Raw genomic sequence first — 24,076 nt, forward strand, 5'->3', positions numbered from 1 at the left:
CGGTTCCACCGTACGATAGGGCAAACGGCTCTTTGTCCTTTCGGCGACTTATTTGACGGTTCCCGACGACGGGTCGAGTATGAACAGGAAACTGGCGACCGCCGTCGGCGTCGCGCTGCTCGTCGCGCTCGCGGGCTGTTCGGGGCTCGTCGGCTCGACCGGAAGCACCGGCGTCGACGCGGGCGACGACTCGGCGCTCGACAGGAACATCGAAGTGACCGCGGACGGCGAGGCCACGGCCGAGCCGGACCGCGCGACGATACGCGTCGCGGTGACCGCGACCGGTAACGACTCCGGGGCCGTCCGCGACGAGTTGGCCGCGAGCGACGACGAGGTCCGCGCGGCGCTCACCGACTGGGGGCTCGACGAGGACGACATTCGGACCGACCGGTACGACGTGCGCGAGTCCTACGAGACGCGCGACGACCCCGAGAGAACGCGGTATCAGGGGGTCCACCGCTACGCGATCGCGGTCGACGACGTGGACGGGGTCGGCGAGGTCATCGACGTCGCGGTCGACGCCGGCGCCGACGAGGTCCAGCGGATCGAGTTCGGGCTGAGCGAGGAGCGCGAACGCGAGGTCCGCGAGACCGCCATCGAGAACGCGATGGCGAACGCCGAGGACGACGCCTCCGTGCTCGCGGACTCCAGCGGGTTAGAGATAACCGGCGCCTACAGCGTCTCCACCGCCAACGCGGGCGTGACGCCGTACCGGGTGTCCGACGCGGCCATGGCGGCCGAGAGCGACGGCGCGGACGCCGGCGCCGCCACCGGCGTCGAGACCGGCGACGTGAGCGTGCAGGTCAGCGTCAACGTCGTCTACGCGGCCGAGCAGGCCTGACGCGGGCGCTCGATCGGGTATTTTTGAGGAAGCAGAGCGCGCGCGAACGACCGCCGAGCCGCGGCGCCGACGTTTATAAGCGGCCCCTCACTCCTCGCCGTCGCGAGTCGGGAGGTCGGGCTCGAACGCGGCCGCCTCGACGGCCATGTCGAGCACGCGCTCGACGTTCTCGTCGTTAGTGACGCTCATGGTCGCGTCCACGGACTCCGCCTGCACCGCGTCGAAGCGGTCGTGTTTGTTCGCCACCGTGAGGAACGGCACGTCCTCGCCGAACAGCGCCCGGACCTCCTCGCGGAGTTCGAGCTGGACGTCGAGGGGGTAGCCGCAGTCGCCGGAGGGGTCTAACACGAACACGACCACGTCCGCGAGGTGTTCGAGGGCGCTGACCGCCTGCCGCTCGATGTCGTTGCGCTCGTCCGCGGGCCGGTCGAGCAGCCCGGGGGTGTCGACGATCTGGTACCGGACGTGGTCGCGCTCGAAGTGACCGATCTGGACGCCCTTCGTGGTGAACGGGTACTCCGCGATCTGGTTCGACGCGCGGGTGACCCGGTTGACGAACGACGACTTGCCGACGTTGGGGTAGCCGGCGATCACGATCGCGGGCTCGTCGGGTTTCACGTCCGGCAGCACCTTCAGCTGGTCCCGCGAGTCGCCGATGTACCGCAGGTCCTCTTCGATCTGGTCCATCACGTCGGCCATGCGCGCGAACGCCTGCTTCCGGTGTTTGCGCGCGGTGTCGACGTCCGAGTTGCGGATCTTCGTCGTGTACTCGTCGCGGAGGTCCTCGATCTGGCGGCTGGCCCACATCACCTGCGAGAGCGCCTGCCGGAGGCGGTCGACGTCGACGATGGCGTCGGCGAGCTCGTAGTAGAACGGGTCCACGTCGAAGCCGAAGTCCGGCCACGAGACCACGACGTTCTCCAGGTTGTCCGAGAGCACGTTGCCGGCGGTCCGCAGCATCGACTCCTGCGCCTCGTGTCCGCGCTTGGCGCGTCCCGCGCGCGCCGCCCGCGAGAACGCCTTGTCGACGAGTTCCTCCGAGCGGGGGGTCGTCGGGAGGCCCTCAAATATCATGTTGCCCCGACTTGACCGCCGACGCGTATAAGACCGTCCGTTCGGCGACCCCCGCGTCACGGCGGCGCACGGCCGGACGCACGGTGTCGGCGGCGATACCCCGATCATCTCCGCTCCGGCCGCGAACGACGATGAACGATCATTATCTTCCTCACGCATATTTCGAGATATACTTATGCTTCAAAGGAATAAGTGGGGGCATGACACGTACGTTCACGCCGACGACCTACGAGGACCTCGATCCGGACCGGCGCCCGAGTCTGGCGCTGGCGCTGATCCCGGTCCTCGCCGTCGTGGCGTTCCTCGGCATCGGCTCGGCCGTCCTCGGCCTCGACCCGCACCCGCCGCTCCTCTGGAGTATCGCCTTCGTCGGCGGCTTCGGGCTGTGGCTCGGTTACGACTGGGAGGAGCTGTTCGACGGGATCGCCAACGGCCTCGTGATGGGCTTACAGGCGCTTCTCATCATCTTCACCATCTACGGCCTGATCGCGACGTGGGTCAGCGCCGGCACGATTCCGGGGCTGATGTACTACGGGCTGGAGATCCTCTCGCCGACGACGTTCCTGCCGGCGGCCGCGGTCGTCGCCGCCGTCGTCGCGTTCGCCATCGGTTCCTCGTGGACCACGGTGGGGACGCTCGGCGTCGCCTTCGTCGGCATCGGCGCGGGGCTCGGCGTCCCCGCTCCGATGACGGTCGGGGCCGTCCTCTCGGGCGCGTACGCCGGCGACAAGCAGTCGCCGCTCTCCGACACCACCAACCTCGCGGCCGGCGTCACCAACACCGACCTGTACGCGCACATCCGCCGGATGCGGACCGGTACCCTCCTCGCCTTCGGGCTCGCGGTGCTCGGCTTCGCCGCGCTCGGCCTCCGCGCCAGCGGCGAGATCCCGGCGGGCCGGATCACCGAGATCCAGGGCGCGCTCGGCGAGACGTACGCGATCACGATTCTCGCCTTCATCCCGCTCGTGGTCACCTTCGGGCTGGCGCTGCGCGGGTACGCCGCGCTCCCGACCCTCGTCGCCGGCGTGTTCGCCGGCGTGGCCACGACCCTCTTGGTGCAGGGGTCCGGCTTCGTCGCCGCCTGGGAGACGTTCATGTACGGCACCGCGCCTGAGTCCGGCTCCGACCTGGTGAACGAGCTGCTCGCGACGGGCGGGCTCACCGGCTCCGCCTGGACGATCACCGTCGTCGTCGCCGCGCTCGCGCTCGGCGGGATCTTAGAGCGCACGGGCGTCCTCGCGGTGATCGCCCACGCGTTCACCTCGTCCGTGAAGAGCCCCGGCGCGCTCGTCGCCGGGACCGGCGTCTCCGCGATCGCAATCAACGCGCTCACCGCCCAGCAGTACATGAGCATCGTCCTCCCGAGCGTCACGCTCCGGAACACCTACGACGAGTTCGGGATGGACACCGACCAGCTCTCCCGAGCCGTCGAGGCCGCCGGGACGCCGACCGGCGCGCTGTTCCCGTGGCACGCGGGCGCCGTCTACATGGCGGGCGTCACGGGGGTCCCGACGCTCGAGTACGCGCCGTACTACCTGTTCGCGTTCCTCTCGCCGCTCGTGCTGTTCGTCATGGCCGCGACCGGCTACTCGCTGAACGCGACGCCGACGCCGGCCGAAGCCGCCGCGGTCGACGGCGACGCGACCTTCTCCCCGACCGACGACGACTGAGGCCCGGCCTCGATCGACGCCTCGCCGCGGCGTCGTTCGTCGGCAGCTCTCCTCTTCCTTCGCAGTCGAGCGCGCTACCGTCGCTCGTCGTATCGGATCGGGAGCGATTCGACGCCGTAGATGAACGAACTCCGAGTCGGCTGCAGGGTCGTCTCCGCGAGTCGCACGTCTTCGACGCGGTCGAGCAGCTCCGAGAGACCGACCTTGGCTTCGAGCCGGGCCAGCGGCGCGCCCAGACAGTAATGGGTGCCGTGGCCGAACCCGAGGTGCTGGGTGGGCGATCGGTCGGCTCGGAACGCGTCGGCGTCGTCGAACTGGCGTTCGTCGCGGTTCGCGGAGCCGAGCCAGACGATGAGGCGGTCGCCCGCTTCGACGGTCTCCCCGCGCAGCGTCACGTCCTCGGTGGCGACCCGGCTCATCGCCTGCACCGGCGACCGGTACCGCAGCACTTCCTCGATAGCGCTCCCGAGCGCGCGGTCGTCCCCGCGGAGCTCCTCGAAGGGGTCGCCGTCCGCCTCGGCGAAGCACCGAACCGCGTTCGTAATGAGGTTCGTCGTCGTGATGTTCCCCGCGACGAGCAGCAGGATGCACATCCCGAGCGCCTCCTCGCGGGAGAGCCGTCCCCCCGCGTCCGACTCGGCGGTGACGATGACGGAGAGGAGGTCGTCTCGGGGCGACTCGCGGCGGTCCTCGATCATCTCCAGGAAGTACTGCCCCATCTCCATCTGGCTCTGTTGCTGGCGTTCCGCGTACGCCTCGTCGCTCTCCTCGTCGCTCGCGGCCGCCACGAGCGTGTTCGACCACGTCTTGAATCGGTCGCGGTCCGACGCCGGGACGCCGAGCAGTTCGGCGATGACCGTCACCGGAAACGGGTACGCGAGGTCCTCGACCACGTCCATCCGCCCCTGTGCATCGACGGCGTCGTCGACCAGCTCGCCCGCCAGCTCTCGGAAGTGCGGTTCGCGGTCGGCGAGCGCCCGGGGCTGGAACCACTCGTCGACGACGCCCCGGAGCTCGTCGTGACGGGGCGGGTCCTCGAACAGCATCGTGTCGAGGATCAGTCCCTCGCCCGGTCTCTCGGGCTCGACGAAGTCGGACGCCTCCCGGGGGTCCACCGAGAACGTCTCGTCGTCGTCTAACACCCGTTTCACGTCCTCGTACCGGAAGACGTCCCACGTGCGACGCTCGGCGTCGTACCGGACCGGCGCCTCCTCGCGCATCCGCTCGTACCAGTCGAACGGTTCGAGCCACGATTCGCGGTCTCGCAGTTCTCGGGGGACGGTCTGGAGCCCTTGGGGACCTGCCGAACTCATATCCTACCGCTTGAGGTCGGACTGGCTAAAATTCTCGGGTAGGTGGATTGTAATAATACGTGACTTTCTTCGTTGCGTCAGTGTTCACATCGCGCGGCCCCACGGTGGACCGTCCCGCGCCGGCTCGCGGTCCGGTAGGTTTACCGCCGTCGACGCCCGCCGATTCGCACATGAGCCTCGAGGTCGCCGTCGCCGTGCCCTTCAGACAGCGAGCGACGGAGCGGTTGGGCGAGGGGGAGTTCGTCGTCGCGCTGTCGCTCGATCGGGACTGGTTCTCCCCCGATCAGGCGAAGCGGCTCGTCGACGTCGCGCTCGGGCGCGGGCTGGTCGCCGAGGAGGACGGCGACCTCGTCGCCCGGTTCGACCCGGCCGACGTGACCGTCCCCGAAGGGTTCGAACCCGACGAGTCGATCCTCCGCGAGCAGTCCACCTTCGAGACGGCCCTCGACGCGATCGTCGCCGCCGGCGTCGAGAAGCAGCGCGCGGTCGCCGGCATCAACGAGCGCCAGCGATCGCTCGCGATCAGCATCGAGGCGGCCGCGGTCCTCTTCGCGAAGGAGCACGGCGCCGCCGTCGACCAGCTCGCGGCCGGCGTTCGCGAGGAGCTGGCCGCCGCCGGGGATGTGGCCGGCGAGAGCGGCGCGACCGGTGAGGGTGACGCGACGGACGACCCGACCACCGGCGCCGCGGGGGCCGAGTGATGGTCGACGAGCGCCTGACCGACGGGGTCCGGATCGGCCAGCTGCTCGCCTCGGAGGTCTCCGGCGACGGGGGGCGTCTGCGGGACCTCGCGCTGGCCGACGCCGACCCCGACGTCGAGCCGACGCCGGACGGCGCGCTCGCGTACAGGGTGATTCACGGCGGCGAGACCCTCGTCGCCGAGGCATACGTCCAGCCGGACCGGCTCCGGATCGAGTTCGTCGCGGGCGCTGCTGAGAACGACGACGGGACGGACCTCCCCGCGGTCGCCGCCGACGCCGCCGACGACGCGGGGCTCCGCGTCAGGCCGAAGGAGGTCCGGCCGCCGCGGACGCTGGTGTTCGTCGAGGACGGCGCGCAGGTGAAGCGAGCGCTCCCGGCCTTCGAAGCCGTCGTCGACGCGATCGGAGAAAGGCAGTAGCGCGGAAGAAGGGAGTCGCCGTCTCAGTTCGCCCGCCCGCCGTCGCCCACGGCGACGTTGCGCGCCCCCGACGCCGACGGGTCGTCGGTCGACTCCCCGCCGACCTCGAACTTCCGGAGCAGCGACCGGAGTCGCTCGGCCTGCTCGGCGACCGAGCCGGCCTCGGCGGTCGCCTGCGACATCGCGGCGAGCTGCTCGTCGGCCGCCGCGCCGACCTCGTCGGCCTCGTCGGCGGTCGACTGGCTGATCCCCGCGACCTCCTCGACCATCGACACCGTCTCCTCGGTGCTCGCGGCCTGATCGTCGGTCGCCTTGCTGATCTCGCGGATCCCCTCGTCGGTCTCCCCGGCGTTTTCCGCCACCTCGGCGAACGCGTCGGCGGCGTCCCCGACGGCCTCGGCGCCCACCTCCATATGCGCTTCGGCGGTCCGGACCTCCTCGACGGTCGCCTGCGTCTGCGCCTGCGTGCCGGCGATGAGCTCCTCGATCTCCAAGGCAGCCTCCTGCGTCTCCTCGGCCAGCTGTTTCACCTCGTCGGCGACGACCGCGAACCCGTCGCTCCCGCCGCCACCGCCGCCGGCCCGCGCCGCCTCGATGTTGGCGTTAAGTGCGAGCAGGTTCGTCTGCTCGGCGATGTCGCCGATGAGGTCGACGATCTCGCCGATGTCCTCCATCCGCTCGTCGAGGACCCGGACCTTCTCGGCCGTCTCGCCGATCGCCTCTTGCGACTCCCGGACGCTATCGATCGCCTCGCCGGCGGTGTCCTGTCCCTCGTCGGCGATCGACGCCGTCTCCTGGGCCGCGTCCGCGACGGTCTCCGTCGAGGAGGCGACCTCCTCGATCGTCGCCGAGAGGGTGTTCATCTCGCCGGAGACCTGTTCGAGCATCTCGCGCTGGTCGGCGGCGCCCTCGGCGATCTCCTCGATCGATCGGCGCACGTCCTCGCTGCGCGCCTCGGCTGCGTCGACGCCCTCGACCGTCTTTCCGCTGGCCGCGGACACCTCGCCCGCGAACGACTGGACGTCCCGCATCGTCGCCTCGATGTCGTCCATCATCTCGTTGAACGCCGCGCCGATCTGCTCCATCGCCTCGCTCTCGCTCTCGGCGTCCAGTCGGACCGTGAGGTCGCCGTCGGCCGCGCGGTCCATCGCCGCGCTGTAGTCGTCGGCCTTCGCCTCGAGGTGCTGGTTCAGCCACTCGACCTCCTCGCGGCGCTTTTCGACCTCCGCCTTCGCCGCCTCGACGTCCTGTATCTCCGCCTTCTGCTCGGCGACCAGATCGAGCTGGCGCTGCGCCTCCTCGCGGGACTTCTCGATGGAGTACCAGTTGACCATCAGCGCCGCCGCGAGGGCCGTGGTGAAGACCGCGTGGATTCCCCCCCAGACGATCGGGTTCGCGATCGCGGCGGGGTGGTTGTAAACCAGACTGGAGTCGATCAGGCTGAACGCGCCGTGACCGAGCGCGACGTACAGCATGCCGACGGCGAACGGTAGCCAGTCCTCGTACAGCGCGAGCACGGCGACGAACACGAAGAAGTGGAAGTGCGCCTCGATGTAGCCGCCGGAGAGTTTGACGAGCGCCATCGACACCGTCATCGCGCTGAACGCCGCCAGAACCGTCCGTTGGCGGCGGCCGAGCCGCGACCAGTTCGCCAGCGCCGCGGTACCGAGGATGATGGCGATGAACCCGCCGAGCATCCACGCCGGCACCGCCGGGATCTCCGCGCCCGTGACGAGCGACTCCGTCCCGTCGTACAGGCCCAGCGCGATCAACAGCGGCACTTGCACCGCGATCCCGATCAGGATGTTCCGGTGGCGACCGCTCCACATCTCCTCCGGCATCGACGTGCCGTCCGGGACGTATCTGAGCACCTCTCGAAGCTTCCCTATCGGTCCTGACGGATCGCTCTCCGCACCGTTCGACGGGTCGTAGTTCCCCCCGCTCGACCCGACCGTTGATTCGGTCATGGAGGAGACACGTCGTACCATTTAAAAGATTACACCCTCCGAATAGGTCGCGTTAAGTTAGAGGATGAGGCGGACGATTTCTGAGTGTCTATGACAGAATTCGACCGCCTCAGCGAACGTATCGCCTGGATCGACTTGTCGTTTGTGGAGCGAGATCGAACGCCGCGCTGGGCGATTGAAGTAGGGATCCGCTGTCATTTGGCCGGTATGTCACTACGCGAGGTAAGTAATCATCTCGAAAGGTTYGGGATYGATCGCAGTCATGTCGCTATCCATCACTGGGTTCATAAAGCCGATCTACAGCCGATCTCGACCGTCTCCGAGGATCAACTCGCGGTTGATGAAAAGATGATCCGCCTCCACGGCCAGAAGTTCTGGCTGTACGGCGCGGTTGATCCACAGACGAACGAGATCCTTCACGTAAGTCTCTATCCGACCGCAAACAAACAGACGACGCGATGGTTTCTCACCGAGCTACACCGGCGMTATCAGCTCAACAACGTCGAATTTCTCGTCGATGACGCAGACTATCTCGGCTCAGTCCTCGCTGAAGACGGCTATCGATTTYAAGTGATTCGACATGGAAATCGGAATGCCATCGAACGTGTCTTTTGGGAAATAGAAAGACGAACATCATCGTTTGCGAATAGTTTCAGCAATGTCGCGTTCGAGACAGCTCAAAATTGGCTCGAAGCCCTCGCAGTCTACCACAATTCACGCCAAACTTAACGCGACCCCGAATATTACCCCTGATACTGCATCGACGCTCGAACGGCCTCCAGCGGCGCCAACGGGTGTTCTCGCGAGGCGGCCGTCGGGACGAGTCGCTCCCCGCGAAGCCTCGCGGACGGAGCCGGTAGCGCGGACGAGTCTGGGAGAGAAAGTGACGGAATCGAGACAGTCACATAATAACTACATTCAAGAAAACGTGAAAATAATTTATATACCATCGCCGAATACTCGAGTTAAGGCGATGATAACAACCACGTTACTGAGTATAATTCGCGATGCCGACGAGGATCTACTTAACCAGCTTACCGGCCTCACCGGGATGGGATGGACCGCCTCGGTACTGGGATATCTGAGCACAGTCATCGGCTACGGGAACAGCCTCATAAGTCGACTCGTCGCCGAACCGCAGTCGCTCCTGTACGTCGGCGGGAGCTTCTTCCTTCTCACGCTCGGGCTCGATCGGTTACAGAGCAAACTCGTGGCCGAACGGGTTGCGGAGGACGGGGCTGGGGAGTAGCGTTCCCCGCCCGCCCGAGCCGACGCGTTTTATATCCCTCCGAACCGCGGTACGGCCGTGACGCTCGATCCGATCCACGTCGAGAACATCGCGCAGCTCGCGTACGGCATCGCGGGCGACGTGGACGCGACCGATCACGACGACCTCGCGGGCCGGGTGTGGCGCGACTGGCTCCCCGAGCTCCGGCGCGACGGCCGGGTCGTGATCGAGCCCGTCGACGCACACGAGCGCCGGCGGGCCCCCGTCGACGACGCCGCCCTCACCGACCGCCCGTTCGAGACGGTCCACGGGCTCGACTCCGGCACGATCAACCCGACCACCTTCAAGAACGGACTCGTCGTCGACGTGGCCCACGCCGCGATGGCGAGCGCGCCGAGCGACCTCGATCTCCACCGCGACCGGACGATCGTCGCGACCGTCCACGCCGGCGACTCGACCGCGAGCTTCGACGGCGAGTGGCGCTCGCGCGACGACGGCCACACCCGACAGCGCGTGCTTCACGCCCCCCGCGTGAACCGGTACGCCGAGGGGGTCGTCCACGCGCTCGCCTTGTACCTCGCCGAGGGGACCCACGCGCTCGACCACGCCGACGAGGTCGACGACCTGCTCGTCCTCGACGGGCCGATCTACCCGAAGGAGCTGTTCACGTGGGACGACCGCAACCCCGAACTGGGCGCGCTCGCACGGGAGGCGAAGCCCCGCGCCGTGGTCGAGAAGTACGTCCGGCTCGTCGAGCGGTTCGTCGAGCGCGACGTGCCGCTGGCCGGCTTCGTGAAGAACCCCTCCAGCGGGACGATCGTCCGCGCGCTGACCCGGAAGGGCGTCGAGCCGCCGTGGCCCGACGACACGGCGCTTTTCACCCGGCTCTTGGAGCGTCGCGAGGGCGACGGCGAAGGCGGGGACGGAGGGTCCGGCGGCGACGCCCCCGACGCCCGGTCCGAGCGCGTCGACGACGAGCTCACCTTCACCACGTGGTTTCACAGCCGGGGCGGCGCCGACGCGACGATGGCCGCCGACGGCGACGCCCTCGGGATCGAACGGGAGCTCGACCCGGAGCTGTACGAGCCGACGTTCATGGTCGTGTACGACCCCCGGACCGACGTGACCTACAAGCTGGAGGCGCCGTACGCGTTCGCCCGCGACGCCGAGACCCGCGACCGGCTCACCCGGCAGGTCCTCGCCGACGTGGCGACGACGCGGGGACCGCCGGAGGCGGTCGGCAAGGCGGACGAGCTGGCGCGGATCTCGGCGACGGAGAAGGCCGCGCTCCGCCGGAAGTTCGAGGAGCGCTTCGACAGCGACCAACAGGCGACGTACGACGACCGGCGGTGGGGCAAGGAGCCGTATTAAACGGCCCGTCGACGCGGTCGGCGCGTGCCTGCGAGCGCCCCGTGGGCGCGAGTCAGCACGCGCGAGGGAGCCCGCGGCCGCCTCCGGCGGCCGCGGCGAGGTTGGGGAGGTGTGAGGTGCGGGGCGGTGCTGTGCGGGGTGGGACTCAAAGGGGCAACCGCGAGGGCGAAGCACGGCGCAGCAAGTACCGCAGCGAGGGAGCGATAGCGACCGAGCGAGGAACGCAGCAAGCCGCGCGAGCCCTCGCGGCTGGGGCTTTGGAGGGTTCACCGTCGATCCGCAGCCGATCACTTATAGCCGAGCGGCTGGGGCTTTGGAGGTGTTCACCGCCGATCCACGGTAACCGACCACGTACAGCCGAGCGGCTGGGGCTTCGGGAGTGGTCTCGTCAGCGTCGATCACGTCTCACAGCGACTGCGCGAGCAACACCACGTAGATGACGGCGTTGTACACGCCGTGAGCCAACCCGGGGACTAACACGTTCTCCGTGTGCTCGTAGAGGACGCCGAGCACCGCGCCGAGCACGACGACGACGGCGACGTAGGCCCACCGCTGGCCCGGCGTGCCGGAGACGGAGGGGAGGTGGATCAGTCCGAACATGAGGCTCGCGAGGAGGATCGCCGGGGCGGCGTCGAACGCGCGCCGGAGCCCGCCCTGCACGGCGCCGCGGAACAGCGCCTCCTCGACGGGGCCGACCACGAGCAGCGACACGGCGATCATCGCGAGGTAGTAGGTCACCGGGTCGCCCGCGGGGACGACCGCCTGGTTCTGTCCGGTCGTGAGTCCGATCTCACCAAGAACGAACAGCGCGCCGTACTGGAACGCGAACAGGGCGATCCCGCCGCCGAGGACGAGCCCGGCGTCCCGGAGCGTCGGCCGAGAGACGCCGACGAGCCCCCACTGGTCGGTGATCGCGAGGTAGCCGGCCACCGCGGCGAGGAACCCGGCGAACTGCAGCAGGGTCTGTAACACCTGCAGCCCGGTCGTCCCCTCGCCGACGAGACCCAGCGAGACGGCGAACTGCGCCGCCGGCGCGGTCACCGCGCTGGCGACGAGGAGTGCGAAGACGACGACGAAGGCGGCGCTGGCGACGCGGAGGACCCGGTTCATCGGCTCGGGGGGCGACTCGCTCATCGACGGCGATACGACTCGCGACGGTTTATTCGCACCGGAAGGGACACCCGCCCGCGGGACGGCGCCGGACTACGACACCGCGACCGCCTCGCCTCAGGAGCCGTCGATCCGCAGTTCGCGCTTGTCGGCCACGGCGTCGGCCTCCGGGAAGTCGCCGCCGCCGAGCAGTCCCCGAGCCGCCTTCTTCCCCCACTCGACCGCGGGCTGGGTGAACGTCGAGACGCTCGCGAGCTCGCCGTACAGCACGCAGGCGGCCTCCATCCCGTACAGCAGCTCCCCGAGGCTCCGCTCGTCGACGCGGTCGATCTCGACGCGGAGGTTCGGCACGTCGGCCGCCGCGAGGCTCGCCTCGGTCGCCTCGAACTCGGCGTCGAGCAGGTCGCCGAGCGACGAGCCGCCGAGGTACGCCAGCCCGTCGAGGTCGGTCTCGGGGATCGCCGTCTCGGCGCGCTCGGTCGGTCGGATCAGCGAGACGAGCTTGTCCGGCGGGCCGGCGCGGTACAGCTGGAGCTGGGAGTGCTGGTCGGTCGCGCCGAGCGCGCGCGCCGGGGTCTGGCCGAGCCCGTCCTTCCCGAGGCTCTCGGCCCACAGCTGGGCGAACCACTCCGCGAACGTCTCCAGCGACTCCGCGTACGGCATCACGGCGTTGGTGAGCGCGCCGCGCTCCGCGAGCGCGTAGGTCGCCGCGCCGTAGGCGTAGGCGGGCGTCTGGAACAGCGACCCCGACAGGCTCTCCATCCCGTCGCGCCCGCCCGCGAGGATCGCCTCGACGTCGTGACCCTGCAGGGCCGGCACCGCGAGCCCGACCGGCGAGAGCGCGGAGAAGCGCCCCGGGACCCCGTCCGGCACGCCGAGTGCCGGGAGGTCGTGGGCGTCGGCGAGCGCGCGGAGGTTCCCCGCCTCGCCCGTCGTCACGAGGGTGCGCTCGGTCCAGTCGACGCCCGCCTCCGTCATCGCCTCGCGGACGACGAGGAAGTTCGCGAGCGTCTCCGCGGTCGTCCCGGACTTCGAGACGACGTTGACGACGGTCTCGTCGAGCGGGAGGTCGTCGAGGAGCGACCTGACCGCGTCGGGGTCGACGTTGTCGAGGAAGTAGGCGTCCACGTCGCTCTCGAGGGCGTTCGCGAGCGTCGCCGCGCCGAGCGCGCTCCCGCCGATGCCGACAGTCAGGACCGCCTCGGGACGGTCGAACCGGTCGGTCGCCGCGCGGATCGCGTCGGGATCGGTCGTCTCCGGGAGGTTCAGGGCGGCATAGCCGAACTCGTCGTCGGCCATGCCGGCGGCGATTCGCTCGTGCGCGCCCGCGACCCGCAAATCGAGCCGCTCCAACGTCTCCTCCGTGAGTCCCGGTGTCGTCTCCAAGGCGTTGCCGAGGTCGACGTGCATACCGGACGTGCGAGCGACCGGAACTTAAGAATAGGTCTCGTACCGGCGCGGGGGCGTGATCTCACCGCGGCGGGCTCACTGCGACGGGCCCGGCGGCCGCAGGTCGCGCTGGAACTCGTCGAACCGATCGAGGCCGTCGGGGAGCTCGTACTCGATCTCGCGCTCGTCCTGCCGGTCCGGGAGCCGACCGTCCTTCAGTTCGTCGGCGACCTCCTCCCAGCCCGGCTTCACTCGGACGCTCCGGGCGGGCGAGCCGACGACGACGTGGTGGTCGGGCACGTCGCCCTGCACGACCGAACGCGCGCCGACGACGCTGTTCTCGCCGATCCGGCAGCCGGCGCGTACCATCGCGTCGTAGGTGACGCGGGCGTCGTCTTCGACGATCGTGTGGAAGTTCCGGACCTCGGTCTGGTCGACGAGGTCGTGGTCGTGGCTGTAGAGGTGGACGCCGTCGGAGATCGACGCGCGGTCGCCGATCGTCAGCTTCCCCCGGTCATCGAGGTGGACGTCGTCGTGGACCACGACGTTGTCGCCGATCTCGATGTTGTGACCGTAGGTAACCGAGATACCTTTGAAAAAGCGGCAGTTCTCCCCGCACTCGGCGAAGAGGTGGTTCCCGAGCATCTGGCGGAAGCGGAGCGCGAACTCGACGTTGTCGGCCATCGGCGTGGCGTCGAACTGGCGCCAGAGCCACTGGAGGTGCTTCGAGCGCTGGAACCGGTCCTCGTCCTTCTCGGCGTAGTACTCCGACTCCAGCGTGGCGTTACAGGGGTCGTACCCCTGCAGGCGCACGCGCTCCGCCTTCGATACCGACTCGCCGTCCCGCCACGCCTCCCATCGCTCCCGGTCGCCGTGGAGGTCGATCAGCGTGTCTCGGACGACCTCGCAGGTGTCCTCGTCCGAGGAAAGCCGTTCGTCCACCTCGTCGATGAACCCTCGGACCCCGGCCTCCGCACCGTCGGGCAGGGAGACGTGTCGCTTTGTCATCGTCGCACGTTCGTCGCCGTGCCTCAAAGGGATTCGGTTGTGCGAAGGCGTCGTCAGGCCGGGCCGAGCCGGGAGCGGTCGATGTTATAAACGCATCTCGCTATCCCGCCGCGTGAGGGAGACCGCACCCGCTAAGTGTCCCGATCCCGAAGGTCGGGTATGCAGCACCGCGAACTCGGGAACTCCGGCGTCGAGGTCTCGGAGATCGGCTTCGGCGCGTGGGTCGTCGGCACCGACTGGTGGGGCGACCGCTCGGACGAACAGGCGGTCGGCATGGTCGAGGACGCGCTCGACGCGGGCGTCACCTACGTCGACACCGGCGACGTGTACGGCCACGGCGACAGCGAGGAGATCGTCGGGCGGGCGATCGCGGACCGCCGCGACGAGGTCACGCTCGCGACGAAGATCGGCTACGACTTCTACGACAACCCGCAGGCCGGCCACGGGGAGCTCCCGAAGGAGCTCGACCGCGAGTACCTCGAGACCGCGTTCGAGCGCTCGCTCGACCGGCTCGACACCGATCACGTCGACCTGCTCCAGCTCCACAACGCCAACGTCGACGACGTCACGCCCGAGGTGCGCGACCTCCTCCGCGAGTGGAAGGAGTCCGGGCGCGTCCGCGCGCTCGGCTGGGCGCTCGGCCCCTCGATCGGCTGGCTCGCCGAGGGCGACGCCGCGATCGAGTACGAGGAGTTCGACGCGGTCCAGACCGTCTTCAACCTCTTCGAGCAGCAGCCGGGCCGCCACTTCGTCGACGCCGTCCGCGAGAGCGGCTCGGACACCTCGGTGATCGCCCGCGTCCCGCACTCCTCCGGCCTGCTCAACGAGCAGGTGACGCCCGACACCGTCCTCGAGGACGGCGACCACCGCTCGCACCGCCCGAAGGAGTGGTACGAGACGGGCTGGGAGAAGGTCGAGGCGATCCGCTTCCTCGAGGAGCCCGATAACGCCGAGGGAACCCGCACGATGGCGCAGGCCGCGATCCGCTGGCTCCTCGCGCACGACGAGGTCGCCTCCGTGACGCCGACGTTCCGCGACGGCGACGACATCGCCGCGTGGAGCGCCGCGAGCGAGGTGCCGCCCCTCTCCGACGCCGAGTACGACCGCGTCCAGGAGCTGTACGCGCGCAACTTCGACATCGACCGCGACGACGGGATGGACGCCCTCCGGACCTCCGTCGACGGCGAGGACATCGAGGCCGCCGGCCTCGACAAGCGCGCCGCGTCGTACTGACCGGTCGACCCGCTCGTTTCCCGTCGAGATCGCCGGACTGCGACGCCTCTCTGTCCGTTCGAACCACTTTCACCACGCCCATGTCGGAGATCGCCGCCGCTCGCGGTTTCGAAGTGGTGGCTCGGTGGAAAACCCTCATCACAAGGGGCTCAGTGGGGGTAACACGTCGTCATGGCCACCGTCTGCAGCGTGGCCGTCGTCGGGTATAAACCTCCCGCGATGGGTCGGCTCGGATCGCTCCGCGAGACGGCGGCGCAAAGCCGGACTCAATGCGGCGCGACCACCGCCTCCGCGAACGTCTCCATTCCCGCCTCGGGGTCGTCGCCACGCAGGCCGACGATCACGTGGTCGACGCCGAACTCGTCGAGCCGCCGGAAGTACTCACGAAACCACTCGGCGCCGGCGCGGTAGCCGAGGTGGAGGTGTTCGGGCTCGGCGGTCGGGTCGTCGGCGAACTCGACGCCGACGGCGATGGCGAACGGCTTCGCACCCGCCAGCTCGCGCCACTCCGCGACGTAGCTCCGGAGCGTCTCGTCCGGCAGGTGGTAGAACAGCCAGCCGTCGCCGCGTTCCGCGATCCACTCGGTCGACTGCCGGGCGTTGCCCGTCGGCAACACGGGAAGCGTCTCGGTCGTCGGCTTCGGGAGCACGTCGAGCTCGCCGTCGAGTTTCCCCCACTCGCCGTCGACCTCCGGGAACTCCTCGCGCCAGCACGCGCGCATCGCCGCGATCCGGTCGCGGACCGTCTCACCCCGTCGCTCGGGATCGACGCCGAACGCCGGGTACTCGGGGTCGCGGTCGCCGGAGGCGACTCCCAGCACGACCCGGCCGTCGGAGAGCCGGTCGATCGTCGCGGCGGACTTCGCGAGGTGGATCGGGTGCCGGAGCGGGAGGACGACGCTCGACGTGCCGAGCGCGACCTCGTCGGTGCGGGCGGCGACGTGGGAGAGCAGCGCCCACGGGTCGAACGCGCCGCCGGCGTCGCCGAACCGCGGCCAGTAGGTCGGCACGTCCCGCGCCCAGAGCCCGTCGAAGCCGAGGGCCTCGGCGCGCTCCGCGAGCCGGACCTCCTCGACGGGGTCCGGCGTTCCGCGTCGCTCGCCAGTCAAGGGGAATCCGAGCCCGAACGTGAGTCCGTCGCCGCCGAACAGGCGTCGGAAGCCGGCGTTGGCGTGGCTCGCGTCCTCGGGCGCGCCGGCGTCCGGCATCGCGCGAGTCACTCGCCGCCGGCGACGCGGTTCGCGACCCGATCGCGGTCGCTCCGGATCCGTCCGACGATCTCCGCGATCTGGGCCAACACGGGGTAGCGCGGCCGGTCGGCCGATCCGTACAGGTACTCGTGGAACGACCGCCGATCCGCCCCCTCGCCCGGGGCGTCGACGGTCATCGGCGGATCGTCGAGCGCGCGCTGGCGCTCGGTCGCGGCCTCGTCGCAGTCGTCTTCGAGCTCGTCGAGGCGGTTCCAGACGTCGATCGCGGCGTCCGTTCGGTCACCCTTCACGCCGTCGAGGTGTTCGAGGAGCCGACGGCGGCGGCGGTCGACGCGGCTCAGGTCGTTCTCGTACTGCGACAGCGCGTCGATCTCCGCCCCGATCGCGTCCGCCAGCGACGATCGTGCGTCCGCGGCCTGCCGGCTCCGCCGCACCAGCGCCGTCTGCGCCCCGGACGAGAGGGTGCCGTTGGAGGCCAGCGCGGCGGTCGTGTCCGGCCCCAGCTCGGCGGCGAGGCTCTCGGGGACCGTTTCGTCGTACTCCTCCCCGTAGTGGGGCAGCGACATCACCGTGTCGCGGTACGCCGCGAGCACGCGCCTGAGCCGGACGTCGCCGGTCCCGCTTCTCCCGTCGACCGCGGAGACAGTGCGGACCGCGGCCGTCGGCCCGTCGAACGACGGCGCGGTCGAGGAGGCTGGCGCGGGGTCGAGCCCGGAGACGCGGTCCGCGAACTCTTCGAAGGCGGCGCGCTCGTCGAGGACCCGCCGCCGCTCGTCGTGACAGTTCGCCTTGGCGTCGCGGACGTACGCCAGCGCGACGAACGCGACGACGCCCGCAAGGACGAGCGCGGTGACGGCGCCGGGCTCGGTCGCGACGGAGGCGATGTCACAGGAGAGGCCGGTACACTCCGCCGTCGCCGGCTCCGCGCTCTGGATCCGAAAGACGCCCGTCGCCCCCTGTTTCACGCTCATTGTGTGCGACAACGAGGCACACGTACAAAGTGCTTGTGGCGGATCTCGGAAGCTGACTCGACGGTTCCCGGATCCGACGGGTCGCTCCGTCTCGGTGACGGCGACCGGTTCGCCTTCCCGCCGACTACTCGACGACGCCGTCGTCGGTGATCACGGTGTCGATCATGCCGATCGGGGTCGCGTCGTAGCTCGGGTTCTCGATCGTCACGCCCTCGACGGGCTCGCGCATCACCTCGACCGCGTCACGGAACTCGTTTTCGAACCGGAACTCCTCGATCTGCTTCGCGCCGGAGCCGACCGCGGTCACCGGCACGCCGAGCTCGCGCGCGGTGACGACGAGCGGGAACGTCCCGACGCGGTTGTAGTACGTGCCGCCGGTCATGCAGGTGATCCCGAGGAGCACGCGGTCGCAGTCGCGGAGGGCGTATCCCATCGCGCTGTCGACCACCATCCGGGTGTCGACCCGCGCCATGCCGGCGAGCGCGCGGGCGGTCTTCCGGCCGAGAGTGCGCGGGCGCGCCTCGGTGACGTACACCGTCAGGTGGGCGCCGTCGCGGGCCGCGTTCTCGATCGACTCCAGCACGGTCGTCGAGTAGTCGTGGACCAGGAGGGTGTCGCCGTCCTCGATGCGCTCGGCCGCGTTGGCGGCGGCCTCGCCCTTCGCCGTCTCGATGTCGTCGACGACGCGGGCGATGGTCTCTTCGAGCCGCTGTTTGCCGCCCTCGACGCTCGTCGCCTCGCCGACGATGGAGCGCTCGACCTCGCGCATCGCGTTGTGGAGCGCGGCGTGGGAGGGGTTCGACCGGCGCAACACCCCCGCGTTGTGTTCGAGGTCGCGCTCGAACTCGTCGACCGTCCTGTACTCGCGGTCGAGCAGGTCCGCGAGCGACCGCGTCGCCTTCACGGCCACCGCCGACGTGCTGTGGGTCCGCATCGCCCGAATTTCGGCGACCGTCTCGTCGATCATACCGGAGAGTGGTCGCCCCAATTCAAAGGGGTTCCGGGGTCTCGTCGGATCGCTGAAGCGTGACTCCGATCGGCCGAAACGCCGGTGGCACAACGCGTCCATCTGCGGTGGCGCGCGCCTCCGAGTGGCCGACAGGCCACGAGGAGCGCCGCGCGAGGGAGTCGGGCGGCCGGAGCGAAGCGGAGGGCGCCCGACGAGGTTGGGGAGGCGTGAGGCTGCGGTGCTGTGCGGTCGGGTGGGACTCAAAGGGGCAGTCGCGAGGACGAAGCACGACGACGGAAGCACCGCAGCGAGGGAGCGCCAGCGACCGAGCGAGGAGCGCAGCAAAGCGCGCGAGTCGTCGCGGCTGGGGCTTTGGAGGCGTTCACCGCCGATCCAGTATCAACCACTTATAAGCGAGCGGCTGGGACTTCGGAAGCGTACTCTACAGAGTAAGCGTCAGCGACGTATCGAACGAAACGCGAAACGAAAAGACGGTCAGATGCGTATCAGGCGTACTTCGCGACGACGTTCAGCACGTCGTCGAGCTCGTCGCCGTCGAGCGAGTAGCGCTCCTGTGCGAACACCGAACGAAGCTCGGTGCGGTCCTCGGGCAGCAGGTCCGCGATCTTCACCGCGGTCGGCACGTCGATCTGGTCGAGCTCGGTCAGCTCCTCGACCAGCTCCCGAGACTCCTCGGCGTCGAGGTGAGCGAAGCGGTTGACGTGCTCGATCGCGCGGGCGAGCTCGTAGCGCAGGTCGCGGTCCTCGTCGTCCGCGCGCTCCGCCTCGATGTCCACGAGGATCTCCTTCGCCTCGGAGGTGGTGACGTACTCCTCGTCGATCTTCTCTTTGAAGATGGTCATTGCGGTTCAGTTCTGCTGCGCGCTCATGTGGGCGGCGGTGACGACGAGGGTCTTCGTCTTGCCGCCGTCCGGAATCTCGACTTTGAACGCGGCGCCCTGCTTGCCGACCACCGTGCCGGTGCGACCGTCGAAGCGCGGGTGGAACCGGCCCTTCTGGACGCTCGGGTCGATCTTGAGGTGGACCTGCGACCCCTCGTCGAACTCCTGGATCGCTCGCTGCGGCGGCGACGTGCCGCGGTCGCGGGGTTTGTTCGAGAGCTTGTCGCGGGTCGCCTTCTGGGGCCCATTGGAACTCGGCATGGTCTTGGGCGTTCTTCCGCTGCCGCGGTTATAAATGGTGCGTTACGGCGCTCGACCGGGAGCCGGTACCACGGTCGTTCGGAGACCGCCGCGTCGAGCCCGGAGCGCTTCCGCCGCCGACGCACCGCCGGCCGAGACTACCCCACGCGACTCCCCCTTTCGAAAGGGCTAATCCGGTGACTCCCGATCGTATTCGTAATGAGTCACCAGCTGCCGGACGTCCAGGCGTCGGCGCCCGACGTCTCGGTCGGGCTCTCGCAGGTCGGGGTCACCGGGGTCGAGAAGCTCGTCAAGATCGCTCGCGGCGACAAGCGCCCGATCGTCCTCATGGCGGAGTTCGAGGTGTTCGTCGACCTCCCGAGCGGTCGCAAGGGGATCGACATGTCGCGGAACCTCGCGACGATCGACGAGATCCTCGAAGAGATCACCCGCGAGGAGGCGTACCGCGTCGAGGAGGTCTGCGGCGACGCCGCCGAGCGACTCTTAGAGAAGCACGACTACACCACCACCGCCGAGGTGTCGATGTCGGCGGAACTGGTCACCCGCGAGGACACGCCGGCGTCCGGGATCGAGACGCAGAGCACGGCGACGATCGTCGCCAGCGCTACCGCGACCGAGGAGGGCACTCGCGAGGAGATCGGCGCGGAGGTCACCGGCATGACCGTCTGCCCCTGCTCGCAGGGGATGAGCGAGTCCCGCGCCCGCGAGAAGCTCGCCGATCTGGGCGTCGACGAGGAGACGACCGAGGAGTTCTTGGAGGCCGTCCCGCAGCCGGGCCACTCCCAGCGCGGTCACGCCACCCTGACCGTCACCACCGACGGCCATCCCGACATCGACCTCCGGGACCTGATCGACGTCGCCCGCGACTCGATGAGCGCCCGGATCTACAACATGGCGAAACGGCCCGACGAGGACCACATGACCTACGAGGCGCACGCCGACGCGAAGTTCGTCGAGGACTGCGTCCGCGCGCTCGCCGAGGGCACCGTCGACGAGTTCGACCACCTCGCGGACGACGCCGTGATCCACATGCGACAGTCCAACGACGAGTCGATCCACCAGCACAACGCCCACGCCGAGCGGGAAGTCCGGATGGGCGATCTGCGGGACGAACTGGACGTGGAGTGAGCGCGGTCTAGCCTTTTCTCGTCGGTTCATCCTGGTTAACGAGATCCGTTGAACCTTTTCAGACGCTCCCTCGTCCGGAACAACTGGTCGTTGAATGCCGGCTCTTGAGCGATGGCGGGAGTAGGTATAGCACGGTTCTGGGGTGGCCGTTTATAAGTTATCGAGTGGTGTTGCCAGCGGCTGTTTATAAGCGATCGACCACTCTGCGGTGAACAGCTTCAAAGCCCCAGCCGCTGCGGGCGGCGCACGCTCGCTGCGCGCCTCACTCGGTCGCTCACGGTGTTCGCTCCCTCGTTGCGGTGCTTACGTCGCCTGCGCCGCCCGCAGCGGCTGCCCCTTTGAGTCCCACCCTCCCCGCACCGCAGCCTCACGCCTCCCCAGCCTCGTCGCTGGCGGCTGTCGCCGCCAGCGACTCCCTCGCGCGTGCTCCTCGCGCCCTGTGGGCGCTCGGAGGCACGCGCCACCGCACATCCATTTATAAGCAATCGTCGTCGTCACTCTCGGTCATTTAAATACTCGATCACCGCCACCGATCTGCAATACTCACTCCCGAACTCGCTCACCGTTATTCCTGTGCTAACCACACGCTGACCGGTACGCGCCTCTCGGTGAAGCCGTAACGAGGCAGTTCACCCGAACGTCAGCGGCTCCGCCTCTCTCCACTGCGGCTCGAACTGGTCTTTCACGCTCGCCGCGAACTCCGCGTCCTTCACGTCGATCATCGCGAACGGCTCGTCGCCGGAGAGCGGGTGCGGCACCTCGATACACACCTCTATCCCGTCGAAGACGGAGAAGGTCCCGTCGACACCGTCGATCGTGCGCACCTCGAACCCCTCCATGTCCGAGAGCTCGGCGGTGTACCGCCGGCCGACGCTCCGCGGGAGCGCGTCGACCGTCGCCGGCGACAGCAACACGCGGATCTCGACGCCCCGGTCCAACGCGGCCTCCAGCTCGTCGGTCACTTGCTCGCCGATCGTCCCGAGGTCGAAGCCGGTCGCGGGCGCGCCGGCGACGACGACCATCCGGCGCTCCGCGGCCGCGATCCGCTCTAGGAGGAGGTCGGTGGCGTCCTCCGCGCCGACGGCCGCGGTCCAGAACTGCCCGTCGACGGGCTCGCCCGCGTCGAGCTCCGTCGAGAGGTCGGCGACGACCTCCTCGTACTGCTCCGCCTGGGTCTCCAGCTCCCGCTTCTTCTCCTCTAACAGCCGGTCGAGCGCGGCGTCGGGCTCCACCGCCGCGTACTTCTTCGGCCGGCTGGCCGCCTGACTCCGGACCAGGTTGTGCTGCTCCAAGCTGTTGAGCACGTCGTACACCCGCCCCATCGGGACCTCGCTGGCCCGCGAGAGGTCCTTCGCCGTCGTCGGCCCGGTGCGTAAGAGCGCGCGGTACGCGCGGGCCTCGTACTCGGAGAGCCCGAGGTCGCGGAGAGATGCCATACCGTCCGATCCGCCGGCAGCCGTATAAACACGTCGCCGGTTTACACGGAACAGGGGTGGTCGTCGCTTGGGCGCATCGCCGACCGGATCGGCGAAGATACCCAACCGAAGTACCCAATAGCGAGGAACGCGGCGCGACCGGACCGCTACTCGATCGTCTCTGCGACTCGCGTCATCAACTCGTCAGGTGTTTCCGCGGGCTCGGAGGCGGCGTCTCCCGCGAGCACGACCGCCGACCCCTCGGGCACCGACCGCGGGGCGGGCGCGTCCTCCCGGTGGGCGTTCGGGACGACGACCTTCTCGTGGTCCGCGACCCGCCACGCGGCGCGGTGGAGGTCGCTCCCGGGCTCGTCGCCGACGACGACCGCGGTGGTGCCGCGGAGGAGCCGCCCCGCGAGGCTCCCGTACCCCGCGACCTGCACGCTCAGCCGCTCGGTGGCGCCGGCGAACGCCTCGGCGGTCTCGCGGGCGACCGTCTCGTAGCGCTCCTCGCCGGTCAGCGCCGCCAGGTCGAGCAGCGCGGTCGCCATCTCCACGTTGCCGTCGAGCGGGCGGAAGGGGCGGTCGAGCAGCCCCGCGCCCGACCGCGGCCCGTCGACGAAGGAGCCGTCGACGCGGAGCCGATCGATCGCTCGGTCCGCGACCGCGCGGGCGACGCCCGCGCCATCGCCCAGCACGCCGGCGGCGCGGGTGTACGCGCTCACGACGCGCGCGACGTCGGCGAGCAGGTCCGACTCGCCGACCTCGTCGCTCCCGCGGTAGCGGGTCACTTCCCCGGTGTCGACGTCGATCAGGTCGCGTTCGAGCCCGTCGAGGACCCGCTCGGCGTACTCGCGCGCGCGCTCGTCGTCGGTGTAGGCGGCCACCGCGAGCAGCGCGTCGGCCGCGAGCGCGTTCCCGCCCGCGAAGACGGTCAGGTCCCGACGGGGGGCGTCCAGCTCCTCGCGGTCCGCGGCGGAGGCGGCGTAGTAGGCGCGCCCGAGCCCGGGGCCGAGGCTCCCCCCGACGCCGTAGCCGGTCCAGAGGTCGTCGGTGAGGAACTCCACCGCGTCGGTCGCGGGATCGAGGTACGCCTCGTCGCCGGTGTAGAGGTAGGCGTTCGCGAACGCCCGGGTGACGGCCGCGTTCGTGTCGATCGGCTTCTCGTAGGCCACGTCGCCCCAGTCGTGCGTCCCCGCGAACCGGAAGAAGCCGCCGGCGACGTCGTCGGCGAGGTGGTCGCGCACCGCGTCGAGCGTCCGGAGGGCGCGGTCGCGGTCGCGCTTCAGCGCGAACTCGACGGTGCGGGGAAGCGGGAACTTCGCGTCCGACCCCCAGCCGGCGTACTCCTCGTCGTACTTCGCCTCGATCTGGCCGGCGAGGTGGCTCTCGATCGCGTCCGTCACCTCCCCGCTCGGCGGGAGGTCGGCGTCGAGCGCGCGCGGGACCCGACCCGCGTCTCGACCCTTGTCGGCCCACATCTGTCGGACCGACTCGAGCACCTGCCGCATCCCGTCCACGTCGAGGTACCCCGCGCCGGTGAGCAGCTCTCCCTCCGGCGTGAGGAAGGCGGTCGTCGGGAACCCGCCCATGTTGTACCGCTCGCGCACCCGCGGGTGGCGGTCGACGTCGACGCGGACCGGGACGAACCCCTCGTTGACGTTGGCGGCGATCCGCGGCTCCGCGTAGGTGATCGCGTCCATCTCGTGACAGCCCTCACACCACGTGGCGGACAGCGACAGGAGGACCGGGCAGTCCCGCTCGTCGGCCTCGGCGAAGGCCTCGGCGCCCCAGTCGCGCCACTCGACGTGCGTCTCGTCGGTCATACCGGTAGTCGGGTCGGGCGGTGGGTAAGCGCTTCGAGAGCGGTCAGGGAGGAAGCAAAAGGACCGAGAGGGAGGGAGTCTTCGGCCGT

At 69.4% G+C, this 24,076-nt stretch carries 22 protein-coding genes; 9 read left to right on the forward strand and 13 right to left on the reverse strand.

Annotation, left to right across the window (positions count from 1 at the left end; translation table 11 throughout):
* Nucleotides 1–79: 79 nt before the first annotated feature.
* Nucleotides 80–841 (forward strand): SIMPL domain-containing protein, encoded by a 762-nt coding sequence (locus EDM04_RS06675; RefSeq protein WP_123620387.1) that lies wholly within the window; start codon nucleotides 80–82, stop codon nucleotides 839–841.
* Between the two features lie 87 nt (nucleotides 842–928).
* Here the strand turns inward: EDM04_RS06675 and EDM04_RS06680 are convergent, their stop codons facing one another.
* Nucleotides 929–1,915 carry a GTPase gene (locus EDM04_RS06680; RefSeq protein ID WP_123620389.1) on the reverse strand — a complete coding sequence of 329 codons (987 nt, stop codon included), beginning with the start codon at nucleotides 1,913–1,915 and terminating at the stop codon, nucleotides 929–931.
* A gap of 200 nt (nucleotides 1,916–2,115) precedes the next feature.
* Here EDM04_RS06680 and EDM04_RS06685 point away from each other — a divergent pair, with 200 nt between their 5' ends.
* Complete coding sequence (locus tag EDM04_RS06685) at nucleotides 2,116–3,585, forward strand: Na+/H+ antiporter NhaC family protein (protein WP_123620391.1); 1,470 nt, start codon at nucleotides 2,116–2,118, stop codon at nucleotides 3,583–3,585.
* A 74-nt stretch (nucleotides 3,586–3,659) separates the two neighbouring features.
* Here the strand turns inward: EDM04_RS06685 and EDM04_RS06690 are convergent, their stop codons facing one another.
* Nucleotides 3,660–4,898, reverse strand: coding sequence for a cytochrome P450 (locus EDM04_RS06690; protein WP_123620394.1), 1,239 nt, complete (start codon nucleotides 4,896–4,898; stop codon nucleotides 3,660–3,662).
* 170 nt (nucleotides 4,899–5,068) lie between these two features.
* Here EDM04_RS06690 and EDM04_RS06695 point away from each other — a divergent pair, with 170 nt between their 5' ends.
* Nucleotides 5,069–5,599: a DUF2240 family protein gene (locus EDM04_RS06695; RefSeq protein ID WP_123620396.1), complete on the forward strand. Its 531-nt coding sequence runs from the start codon at nucleotides 5,069–5,071 to the stop codon at nucleotides 5,597–5,599.
* Entirely contained in the window at nucleotides 5,599–6,018 is a 420-nt protein-coding gene (locus tag EDM04_RS06700) for a hypothetical protein (protein WP_123620398.1), read from the forward strand. Before EDM04_RS06695 ends, EDM04_RS06700 begins: the two co-directional genes overlap by 1 nt.
* 23 nt (nucleotides 6,019–6,041) lie before the next feature.
* Here the strand turns inward: EDM04_RS06700 and EDM04_RS06705 are convergent, their stop codons facing one another.
* Nucleotides 6,042–7,859 carry a methyl-accepting chemotaxis protein gene (locus EDM04_RS06705; RefSeq protein WP_277424147.1) on the reverse strand — a complete coding sequence of 606 codons (1,818 nt, stop codon included), beginning with the start codon at nucleotides 7,857–7,859 and terminating at the stop codon, nucleotides 6,042–6,044.
* A gap of 216 nt (nucleotides 7,860–8,075) precedes the next feature.
* On the opposite strand from EDM04_RS06705, the gene EDM04_RS06710 reads away from it, so the two are divergent.
* The 3 genes from EDM04_RS06710 to EDM04_RS06720 all read left to right on the forward strand — a co-directional run bounded on the left by EDM04_RS06710 (nucleotide 8,076) and on the right by EDM04_RS06720 (nucleotide 10,584).
* A complete protein-coding gene (locus EDM04_RS06710; protein ID WP_123620025.1) occupies nucleotides 8,076–8,714 on the forward strand; it encodes an IS6 family transposase in 639 nt (212 codons plus the stop codon).
* Between the two features lie 244 nt (nucleotides 8,715–8,958).
* Entirely contained in the window at nucleotides 8,959–9,234 is a 276-nt protein-coding gene (locus tag EDM04_RS06715; RefSeq protein ID WP_123620400.1) for a hypothetical protein, read from the forward strand.
* 57 nt (nucleotides 9,235–9,291) lie between these two features.
* The gene (locus tag EDM04_RS06720) at nucleotides 9,292–10,584 is read left to right on the forward strand and encodes a DNA double-strand break repair nuclease NurA (protein ID WP_123620402.1); all 1,293 of its coding nucleotides are present in this window, start codon (nucleotides 9,292–9,294) and stop codon (nucleotides 10,582–10,584) included.
* A gap of 405 nt (nucleotides 10,585–10,989) precedes the next feature.
* Here EDM04_RS06720 and EDM04_RS06725 read toward each other — a convergent pair whose 3' ends face one another.
* The 3 genes from EDM04_RS06725 to EDM04_RS06735 form a co-directional block, all read right to left on the reverse strand.
* Nucleotides 10,990–11,718 (reverse strand): CPBP family intramembrane glutamic endopeptidase, encoded by a 729-nt coding sequence (locus tag EDM04_RS06725; RefSeq protein ID WP_123620404.1) that lies wholly within the window; start codon nucleotides 11,716–11,718, stop codon nucleotides 10,990–10,992.
* A gap of 93 nt (nucleotides 11,719–11,811) precedes the next feature.
* A complete protein-coding gene (locus tag EDM04_RS06730; protein WP_123620406.1) occupies nucleotides 11,812–13,104 on the reverse strand; it encodes a glucose-6-phosphate isomerase in 1,293 nt (430 codons plus the stop codon).
* A gap of 75 nt (nucleotides 13,105–13,179) precedes the next feature.
* A complete protein-coding gene (locus tag EDM04_RS06735; protein ID WP_123620409.1) occupies nucleotides 13,180–14,091 on the reverse strand; it encodes an acyltransferase in 912 nt (303 codons plus the stop codon).
* Between the two features lie 159 nt (nucleotides 14,092–14,250).
* On the opposite strand from EDM04_RS06735, the gene EDM04_RS06740 reads away from it, so the two are divergent.
* Nucleotides 14,251–15,324, forward strand: a complete 1,074-nt coding sequence (locus EDM04_RS06740) for an aldo/keto reductase (protein WP_123620411.1) — start codon at nucleotides 14,251–14,253, stop codon at nucleotides 15,322–15,324.
* Nucleotides 15,325–15,590: 266 nt separating this feature from the next.
* Here EDM04_RS06740 and EDM04_RS06745 read toward each other — a convergent pair whose 3' ends face one another.
* The 5 genes from EDM04_RS06745 to EDM04_RS06770 all read right to left on the reverse strand — a co-directional run bounded on the left by EDM04_RS06745 (nucleotide 15,591) and on the right by EDM04_RS06770 (nucleotide 19,618).
* Nucleotides 15,591–16,532: a TIGR03571 family LLM class oxidoreductase gene (locus EDM04_RS06745; RefSeq protein ID WP_123620413.1), complete on the reverse strand. Its 942-nt coding sequence runs from the start codon at nucleotides 16,530–16,532 to the stop codon at nucleotides 15,591–15,593.
* 8 nt (nucleotides 16,533–16,540) lie between these two features.
* Entirely contained in the window at nucleotides 16,541–17,506 is a 966-nt protein-coding gene (locus EDM04_RS06750) for a hypothetical protein (protein WP_123620415.1), read from the reverse strand.
* Between the two features lie 124 nt (nucleotides 17,507–17,630).
* On the reverse strand, nucleotides 17,631–18,473 hold the full coding sequence (locus EDM04_RS06755) for a translation initiation factor eIF-2B (protein WP_123620418.1): 843 nt from the start codon (nucleotides 18,471–18,473) through the stop codon (nucleotides 17,631–17,633).
* Between the two features lie 488 nt (nucleotides 18,474–18,961).
* Complete coding sequence (locus EDM04_RS06765) at nucleotides 18,962–19,318, reverse strand: RNA polymerase Rpb4 family protein (protein WP_008007107.1); 357 nt, start codon at nucleotides 19,316–19,318, stop codon at nucleotides 18,962–18,964.
* Between the two features lie 6 nt (nucleotides 19,319–19,324).
* Complete coding sequence (locus tag EDM04_RS06770) at nucleotides 19,325–19,618, reverse strand: 50S ribosomal protein L21e (protein WP_123620422.1); 294 nt, start codon at nucleotides 19,616–19,618, stop codon at nucleotides 19,325–19,327.
* 198 nt (nucleotides 19,619–19,816) lie between these two features.
* On the opposite strand from EDM04_RS06770, the gene mptA reads away from it, so the two are divergent.
* Complete coding sequence (gene mptA / locus EDM04_RS06775; protein ID WP_123620424.1) at nucleotides 19,817–20,746, forward strand: GTP cyclohydrolase MptA; 930 nt, start codon at nucleotides 19,817–19,819, stop codon at nucleotides 20,744–20,746.
* Between the two features lie 629 nt (nucleotides 20,747–21,375).
* On the opposite strand, the gene EDM04_RS06780 is transcribed toward mptA, so the two are convergent.
* Nucleotides 21,376–22,182: a TrmB family transcriptional regulator gene (locus tag EDM04_RS06780; protein WP_123620426.1), complete on the reverse strand. Its 807-nt coding sequence runs from the start codon at nucleotides 22,180–22,182 to the stop codon at nucleotides 21,376–21,378.
* A gap of 146 nt (nucleotides 22,183–22,328) precedes the next feature.
* The gene (locus EDM04_RS06785; RefSeq protein ID WP_123620428.1) at nucleotides 22,329–23,987 is read right to left on the reverse strand and encodes a DUF255 domain-containing protein; all 1,659 of its coding nucleotides are present in this window, start codon (nucleotides 23,985–23,987) and stop codon (nucleotides 22,329–22,331) included.
* Between the last annotated feature and the right edge of the window lie 89 nt (nucleotides 23,988–24,076).

Origin of the sequence: Halorubrum sp. CSM-61, from assembly GCF_003781945.1 — an archaeon.
Classification (GTDB): domain Archaea; phylum Halobacteriota; class Halobacteria; order Halobacteriales; family Haloferacaceae; genus Halorubrum.